Source organism: Selenomonas sp. oral taxon 149 str. 67H29BP, assembly GCF_000146365.1.
Lineage (GTDB): Bacteria > Bacillota > Negativicutes > Selenomonadales > Selenomonadaceae > Centipeda > Centipeda felix.
Genome location: NZ_GL397087.1, coordinates 1,266,130 through 1,274,042 on the forward strand (window position 1 = coordinate 1,266,130; position 7,913 = coordinate 1,274,042).

Here is a 7,913-nt window from a genome sequence, read left to right on the forward strand (position 1 = left end):
ATCAGTGCTTCCTTTATCCGTATTTCCCCAACACGAAATGGAGAACCATCTATGAATATACAGCCTTGGGCGGGCGCAGACGTCTTTCCCGCCCTCTGCCGCGCCCTGCTCACATGGCGCAAGTCGGCACCCGACACGCGCGACCTGCCGTGGCGCGACGAACCGACACCGTACCACGTCTGGATCTCGGAGATCATGCTCCAACAGACGCGCGCCGCCGTCGTACGCGCCTACTACCTGCGTTTTCTCACGGCACTGCCGAGCGTCCATGACCTCGCCGCCGTGAACGACGACGCACTCATGAAGCTGTGGCAGGGTCTCGGCTATTACAGCCGCGCGCGCAACCTCAAGCGCGCGGCACAGGTGATCGTCAAAGAGCACGGCGGAGACCTCCCGAACGACTTCGATGCGCTCCTCAAGCTCCCCGGCATCGGACGCTACACGGCGAGTGCCATCGCGTCGTTTGCCTACGGACAGCCGCGCCCTGCTGTTGACGGCAACTTTCTCCGCGTCGCGGCACGCATCACGGCGAATCCCATCGACATTGGAAAAGACAGCACAAAGCGTTCTCTTGAAGCCGCGCTCTCCGCCTCCTACCCCGAGGGGCGTGATGCAGGTCTCTTGAACGAGGCATTCATGGATATCGGCGCGACGATTTGTCTGCCGCACGGCGCACCGCTCTGTCACAGCTGCCCCGCCGCGCAGCTCTGCCTCACCCATGATCGCGGCACAGAGCAGGACTATCCCGTAAAGTCCGCCGCCAAAGCACGGCGTAAGGAAAAGCACACCGTCCTTGTCCTATCCTGCGAGGACTGCATCGCCATACGAAAGAGACCCGCGCGGGGACTCCTCGCAAGCCTCTGGGAATATCCGCATCTCAACGGAAAACAGTCAAAGCGTGCCGTGCGTACGCACCTTGAGAGCGAGGGATTCCGCATCCTCTCCATCGCCCCACTCCCGCCTGCACGCCACATCTTCAGCCATATCGAATGGGATCTCACGGGCTGGGCGGTCACGGTCGCAGAAAAGAACGAGCCGCCGCTCATGGCAGCGGAGAACGCATCAGACGAGCCATCCGCTCTCCTCTGGGTACACCGTGAAGAGCTCATCGACAGCTACAGCATCCCTGCAGCGTTCGGCTACTTTACCCCGTATGCCGTAAACGAGAATATATAACATAAAGCCCCGCCGATCGGCGGGGCTTTGCCTCTATTATACTGCTTTCCCGAGATCGCGCGACTGGGTGCGCATGACCGTATTGAGGTCATGATCTGCCCCCGCGTCGCGCTCCTTTTCACGCTCTTTGCGAATGAGCTCCTTCAGCATCTGCATGTGCGGATGGTTCTCCGTCTCCGGCGACGGTTTTCCCGCGAGTGCCGCTGCCATCTGCGCGGGCATCCCATCAGGGAACATCGCCTCGAGCATGGATCGCACGGATTTTGGAATCATGTCCTGCAGAGCAACATTTTCCTTGCGAAGTTTTACTGTGTCCTCCTGCGTGAGGGCATACGCCTCGAGGAATCCCTGAATGAGGTTGTCATGCCAGAACTCACCCGCACGCGTCAGGCGGAATCCCGTCTCCGTGCGCGTGACCAGCCCGTTCTCCGCCCATGCGGCGAGAAGCGGCTCCATCTCGGTGAGGAGATCGACACCGTATTTTTTCGTGAAAAACGGCGCATAGAGATAGCCGTGCTCGATCTGGTCGCCGATCTCGCTCTGCATGCGGTGTGCATCTGCCTGTTCGCCCATGAACTGGAAGGGCTTCGCCCCCTCCTCGACCATCTTCTCATACGGCGCGAGTGCACCGTGATTGCGCCACATCATCTGACCGATGAAGCCGCCCGCGCCCGAGCCGAAAGCGAGGACGTCACAGCCGCGCTTGGCGAGCGTATTATAGATGCTGCGCTCACGGTGATCCGTCGCCCAGTGGGTTGTGTCGATGCGGCGCACCATCGGGTACTCCATGACGATGTCAATGCCGCGCCGGAAATACTCTGCCTGCTCCTCCGTCGTCGGCAGCATCGGCAGATCGCCCGATGCGACGCGCCGTGCCAGTTCGCTCGACGGGAACACATTGAGCTGATAGAGGTCGCCGCCCGCGATGCCGATCTCGAACTGCGTGCGCACATCGTTTTCCCAGACCTCCATCGACTGGTAGGGCAGCCCGTAGATGAGGTCGGCGATGACGACAGCGCCCTGCTGCTCCACCATGCGGCGCAGTGTCGCGATGACCGTTTCGCCGTCGTCAATGCGCCCTATCGCCTGGCGGACGCGTGTGTCAAAGGACTGCACGCCGAGGGAGAACCGATTGATGCCCGCGTTCATTGCCGCCTCAACCTTGCTCTCCGTGAGATCGTGGATACGCCCCTCAAGTGTGATCTCGCAGTCACTCGTGAGCGGCAGACGTGCACGCACCGCCTGTACGAGGCGCGCGATATCCGCATCGCTCAGCGCCGTCGGCGTACCGCCGCCGAAGAACACCGCCTGAAAGGGTGCGCCCTGCACGTAGGGCGTATCCGCCGCCGCATCCAGCTCATCGAGGAGTACATCGACGTAGTGATGTGCCGCTTCTTCCCGCGTGAAGTTCTGAAAAAAACCGCAGTAGCTGCATTTTTTGTCACAGAACGGAATATGGATGTAAACCGCTCGCTCGTCGGCAGGATTCGGCGTCTGTGCCATCAGATCCGCCCAGATACGTGTCTGCTCCTCCTTGTCCATCACCATGCGCTTGCCGCCTGCACCGGGGTGTACCACCCGCTTCTTGGCGAAGGCACAGCCGAGTGGGTTCTTCGACTTCGTTCCAAGCAGCCACGCACGTTCCTCGATGGGAAGTGCATCGATTTTCTCCTGCAGTATACTCATGCCAATACCTCCCTCGCCGCCGCAATCACGCGGGCAAAATCCGCCGCATCGGGGTGACGCGCCGCCGCTGCATAGCGCACCGCACTCTCCTCCGTATAGGCGTGCACATTATCCTTCGGCATACTCTTGAACATCTCGATCAGCATCGGATCGACTGCCCCCTGCACGAGAATCGCACCGAGGATCTCATTCGACGCGTCACAGAGTGCGCGGATGTTCGCGATGCACTTCGCTGCGTGCTCCGAGTCCGGCTCCGCGCCGAGCGTGCCGAAGAGAAAGATGCGACGCCCGCGCAGCCCCTCGATGTACTTTCGCGCCGCCGCGTCTGCTGTCCCGCGGTCAATCCACGTACCGATGCAGAGCGTTGCCTCCTCCGACACGGCAGAGGCATCCGCGACGCTGTGGCAGGACGCGCCAAGTGCCTCCGCCAGATGCTCCGCCACCCGCTTCGTATTCCCCGTGCGCGAGGAATATATTACTGCTGTTTCATTCTTCATACTGTATTCCTTTATGTGAATATGTTTTTTCTCGATTCACTTATATCATAGCGCAACGCTGTGCAAAAATCAATAGATATTTTACATAATCATAAATTTTAATTATGAATTTCGTTCATAATTTCTAGTGGATATAAACTCTATAATTTATATATATTCTTTCTCAATTAAAATGCAGATTTTATAGACGGATTACGTTCTATTCCTTTTTCCTCTCACCGTAAAAAATAAACGAGTATATGGCGTATTACCTTCATATATCAATTTATCCATATTTATCATTTATATAACAGCAAATTGCCTCTTGACATGTATGTTATACTACACAGAAATGGAGAGGAGGAACGTCAATGAAAAAGGTACTGATGGGACTGGTCGCCGGCATGATCCTTGCCACGGGCGCACAGGCACTTGCCTACGTCTGCGACGGTGATACGTGCACCCTCCCGGAGCGCGAGAACCAGTCGTACTGCTACGGCGGGAACAACAGCAGCGCATACTGCGGTGACCGTGCCAACTGCTATGACGGCGGCGCGTACTGCAACAACAGCCGTGCGTCACGTGCACGCGGCTGCGGCTGTTACTGATCAGAGAAGTTGCAACATCAAAAAACGGTTCTGTTCGGAAAGATTATCTTTCCAAACAGAACCGTTTTTATATTTCAATGACGAAATCAGCGTTTGATCAAGATCACACTGCCTTTTGTGATGGAAACAAGTTCCGTCTCCATGCCGATCCGATTGACATGATCCGCATAGATGCTGTCATCATCCGGCACTTTACGTGCCGCAATACGTGCGATCCGCGCACACACCTCATAGGCATCCAATGGGCAGTCACGGTACGTATCCTCAAACAGTTCCGGATTCAACGATGTTTCGAGATCCTCCAGTATGTAGACACCGCCGCGCGGCAATACATCAAATAGGGTAAAGAGCGCCAGCAGCTGGTGGCTCACGATATGGGACGCATCATCGACGATGATCCGGGGGTGAATCTCTCTCAGCATTGATACCTGAGAGGCATCCGAAAGATCTGCCTGGATAATGTGGATGCGTTCATCCTCATACTGTCTGCACGATGCCTCAATATCTACCCCAAAGATCTCTGCACGCGGGAAATACTCCTGCCACATCCGTACACTGGAGCCGTTGAATACCCCGAGTTCAAGAAGGCGAATCGGTTGGGTACGGAATTTCTCCAAAAAAAATGTATACTTATCCAGATAGTTATGCATCATACTGCATTTATCCGTACGATATTTGATCCCGATGGCATCCAAAACCGAGGATGCGTTGAAATACCCCTGCGGCACATTGTCTCCGACTTCGATGCGCTTGCCTTCCCTCGTATCAAATAAGAAGCTCTTCGACGCTGCTGCCTGCTCCACGCGCGTCAAAAGCGCACAGACGATGCCATATGCCTCATCGACAGCGCTCATTTCAACAGCACAGCGGTCAAACAGCCCCGCCAGTGAATCTGCGTCATAACGCCATATATCCTCATACGCATTCAAACTCACCCGAGAGGAGACATCATGTGGGGTTCGTGCCGTCACGAGTATTTTCCCGCCCAAATGACAGATCTCCTGCAGCTGTCGAACGCCCTCACGAATATCCCGTGTCTTCTCCATTCCGTTAAAAACAATAATTAGATCATAACGCAGTGGGCCAACCGCCTCTTTTACATCCGTAAGATCACAGTATGAATCGGAAATTTCAGGACTAAAAAGCACGATGTTGTCACATCGCGCCGCTCCGACCTGAACAAAGCGCGTATTTAAGTGCGCTGCATAAGCCCATTTGGCAGAATATTCGCCTCCGATAATCAGACAATTCTTCCCCGCAATGTCTTCTTCTGGAAGCCGTCCATTCTCCCAAAAATATTCGACAATAGCCTCTTTACGTGACAACATATTCGACCGCTCCTTTATTCATTCTTCGCAAGGACTCTATACGATCTTCAAAAAATTTACCATAAAATTGTACCGTGAAAAAATTCTTTTGACAACCTCTTGCAGCAAAAAGCAGGAAATATAGAAAAATTATGCTATACTGTTTTCAGATCCCATCGAAACCTGGAGGTTCTCATGACGCATACCTTTCCCCGCATGCTCGCCGCTTTGCTGACGGCGTGCACATCCCTCCTCTCAGGCTGTTCGTTCCTCGTAACGACGGAGCACGGCGCGCCCTATACGCCGGATGATGTCATCGCGATGCTGGAAGAGGAGTTCGCCGACTACGGACCGCACATCGTTCTGCAGTCAGTGGAGACAGAGAAGCCTGCCCCCATGCAGCGGAACACATACGTGCTGTATGACGAGGCGAATGACTTCACCTTTTCCTGCACGGCCTATGTCCGCCACTGTACGCTCCCTGTTCCGCAGCCGTTCGCACAGCGCGCCGCAGATGCCGACCACGCCTATGCCGCAGCGTACGCCATTCATCTGAATCCACGCATCGGAGAAGTCGCTGCGCAGCACGGACTGTATGCAGCGACAACGGAGGAGGCCGCGGCGCTGAGGGACAGCAAAGTGAAACGCCCGGCAGGGACGAATGGCGAAGTGTCTCTCTTCAGGGGCGGAAATTTTATCTTTGCCGACGAGGATACGAGACCGGAGGAGATGGTCTATGCGCTCCGCGAAATTCACCATCTCTACGCCCCGAAGGGACACGGCGCCGTGCCGTCCGCACTCCACGGCCGGGATGTTACATTCTACTACCTGCCGAAGGCGGAGACGGATCGGACGAAGGCGATTGAGCTGACCTTCTTCACGCTGTGGAGCGACGACTGGAAGGGTACGCTGTCCAACAAGCTCCATCATCAGGGAGACAAGTACGACACGGCCGCCATGGAGAAAGAGCTCGCGAATAATTTTTCCTCTATGCTCCATTCTGCACGCGCGAATGCGCGATGGAAGAAGGTGAAGAAAGATGCCTGACGCACCGAAAAATACCGTACCGCGTCAATCGCAAAAACCGCTGTCATGGCGGCAGAAAATCCTGCTTGCCGTCTTTGGCGCATATCTCGCCGAAAAACTCTTCGGCATCCTCATCCCATCTCTGCCCCATGTCAGTATCCCATCCACGCCGCGCGAGACGGCACCGACGGACAATGCCTATGACAACGAACTGCCGTACCGCCGCGAATACGAAGAGGACGACGAGGATATTTCCTCAGAGGATCCGCAGGGCACACCGGACGAGGATGCGTATGCCGATACCTACGGCGGCAGCACCCCGTACGGCGGGCAATACGGCGAGGACGAGGACATCCTCCACAATGACTGGCACGATTACGGCGAGGGGTATGACGACGATTATTTCGACGACTGAGACGCTCAGCCGCGTCAGATGTGTATCTGTCAGTGCGTATGCGAAAGGAGTATTTTTATGCCCACAGAGGCAACAAATGATTTTGAGACGCGCCGCTATCGTCTCTCCGACATCATGACATCGGGTGATACAGCCACGCGCACACCGATCTACGGGACAACATCGACGAGCGGCGTCGTCTGGGTGCTGAAGCCGGGGCAGGAGATCAAGCCGCACGGGCACGCGAAGGCGGACGATATATGGATCTGCATCCAAGGAGAAGGTGTCTTTTATCCTGCGCCCGGAGAGGAACGCCCCATCGCAGCGGGCGATGTCATTGTCTCGGCGAAGGGGATGTGTCACGGCATGAGGAATACGGGTACGGAGGACTTCATCTTTGTCGGCATCCTCGCCCCCGTACCCGCGGACTTCTTCGCGATTGAGCCATAAGGAACCGCCGAGCAGCAGTACGTTTGCTGCTGCGCAAAAATCACACGAGAAAAGCAGTTTATTATTCGGATTTTTAGAACGCAGGCATTTTGTGCGATTGCTGATATGTAAAGGAAACAGCTTTTGCGTATGGCTCGATATGACATCATCTAATCACCGTATATGATGTCAATATGATGTCAAACTCCACCATGCAAAAATAGAGGGGACGGCGCACGATACGCTGTCCCCTCTATTCACTTATTCAGTTCTCCTTATGCAGTTATGCCTTGACCGTCGGCGTCAGCGACTTGTCCAGCACAAGCTTGACCAGCCACACGCCGCCCTGCATCACCGCAGGGAGGACGACGGCATCGCGCCAATAGCACCAGCCGTGCTCATCCTTCGCCTGCTCCTTGATCTGCGTCACGAACTTATCGACCGCCTGCTCGATGGCGGGGATGCACTCGTTGAGGATCGTGCGCGTCACGCGCTGCTTGACCTCCTCGGTCACCTGATCGACGTTGATCTCCTTGACGATTGTGTCTCTGATGTCTGTCCACTTGCTCATGATAGATTCTCCTTTCACGGCGTTCCGCCGTTATCCTTCCAATACTGCCTATACCAGTTTGCCTTACCGCGCAGCACGTCGCCGCCGCGGCCGCCATCCATCGACCACGGGTGGAACTTCGGGCTCTCCAGCGTACCGAGATACTCGAGGTCCCAACGCTCGCATGTCGTGCGCGGGCCATACGCCTCATGCGGCTCGATACCGTCCTCATTGTCCGCCGCCTCGCCATGCGTCATGACG

9 protein-coding genes and 1 pseudogene are annotated in these 7,913 nt (G+C 55.8%); 5 read left to right on the plus strand and 5 right to left on the minus strand.

Annotation, left to right across the window (positions count from 1 at the left end):
- Positions 1-51: 51 nt before the first annotated feature.
- Positions 52-1,176 (plus strand): A/G-specific adenine glycosylase, encoded by a 1,125-nt coding sequence (locus HMPREF9166_RS05945; protein ID WP_009753082.1) that lies wholly within the window; start codon positions 52-54, stop codon positions 1,174-1,176.
- A 36-nt stretch (positions 1,177-1,212) separates the two neighbouring features.
- On the opposite strand, the gene hutW is transcribed toward HMPREF9166_RS05945, so the two are convergent.
- Positions 1,213-2,862: a heme anaerobic degradation radical SAM methyltransferase ChuW/HutW gene (hutW, locus tag HMPREF9166_RS05950; protein WP_009753083.1), complete on the minus strand. Its 1,650-nt coding sequence runs from the start codon at positions 2,860-2,862 to the stop codon at positions 1,213-1,215.
- On the minus strand, positions 2,859-3,359 hold the full coding sequence (locus HMPREF9166_RS05955; RefSeq protein WP_009753084.1) for a flavodoxin family protein: 501 nt from the start codon (positions 3,357-3,359) through the stop codon (positions 2,859-2,861). Before HMPREF9166_RS05955 ends, hutW begins: the two co-directional genes overlap by 4 nt.
- 350 nt (positions 3,360-3,709) lie before the next feature.
- On the opposite strand from HMPREF9166_RS05955, the gene HMPREF9166_RS05960 reads away from it, so the two are divergent.
- The gene (locus HMPREF9166_RS05960; protein ID WP_009753085.1) at positions 3,710-3,946 is read left to right on the plus strand and encodes a hypothetical protein; all 237 of its coding nucleotides are present in this window, start codon (positions 3,710-3,712) and stop codon (positions 3,944-3,946) included.
- 86 nt (positions 3,947-4,032) lie between these two features.
- Here HMPREF9166_RS05960 and HMPREF9166_RS05965 read toward each other — a convergent pair whose 3' ends face one another.
- Entirely contained in the window at positions 4,033-4,935 is a 903-nt protein-coding gene (locus HMPREF9166_RS05965) for a class I SAM-dependent methyltransferase (protein WP_254655011.1), read from the minus strand.
- A gap of 513 nt (positions 4,936-5,448) precedes the next feature.
- Between HMPREF9166_RS05965 and HMPREF9166_RS05970 the strand changes: the two genes are divergently transcribed.
- The 3 genes from HMPREF9166_RS05970 to HMPREF9166_RS05980 are packed head-to-tail and all read left to right on the plus strand — an operon-like array spanning position 5,449 to position 7,123.
- The gene (locus HMPREF9166_RS05970; protein WP_254655012.1) at positions 5,449-6,300 is read left to right on the plus strand and encodes a hypothetical protein; all 852 of its coding nucleotides are present in this window, start codon (positions 5,449-5,451) and stop codon (positions 6,298-6,300) included.
- Complete coding sequence (locus HMPREF9166_RS05975; RefSeq protein WP_009753088.1) at positions 6,293-6,694, plus strand: hypothetical protein; 402 nt, start codon at positions 6,293-6,295, stop codon at positions 6,692-6,694. Before HMPREF9166_RS05970 ends, HMPREF9166_RS05975 begins: the two co-directional genes overlap by 8 nt.
- A gap of 57 nt (positions 6,695-6,751) precedes the next feature.
- Positions 6,752-7,123: a cupin domain-containing protein gene (locus HMPREF9166_RS05980; protein ID WP_009753089.1), complete on the plus strand. Its 372-nt coding sequence runs from the start codon at positions 6,752-6,754 to the stop codon at positions 7,121-7,123.
- Positions 7,124-7,385: 262 nt separating this feature from the next.
- Here HMPREF9166_RS05980 and HMPREF9166_RS05985 read toward each other — a convergent pair whose 3' ends face one another.
- Together HMPREF9166_RS05985 and HMPREF9166_RS05990 are read right to left on the minus strand one after the other, a co-directional pair.
- Positions 7,386-7,673 carry a hypothetical protein gene (locus tag HMPREF9166_RS05985; protein WP_009753090.1) on the minus strand — a complete coding sequence of 96 codons (288 nt, stop codon included), beginning with the start codon at positions 7,671-7,673 and terminating at the stop codon, positions 7,386-7,388.
- A gap of 14 nt (positions 7,674-7,687) precedes the next feature.
- Positions 7,688-7,913 (minus strand): annotated as a pseudogene (locus HMPREF9166_RS05990) (N-acetylmuramoyl-L-alanine amidase); the annotation flags it as partial.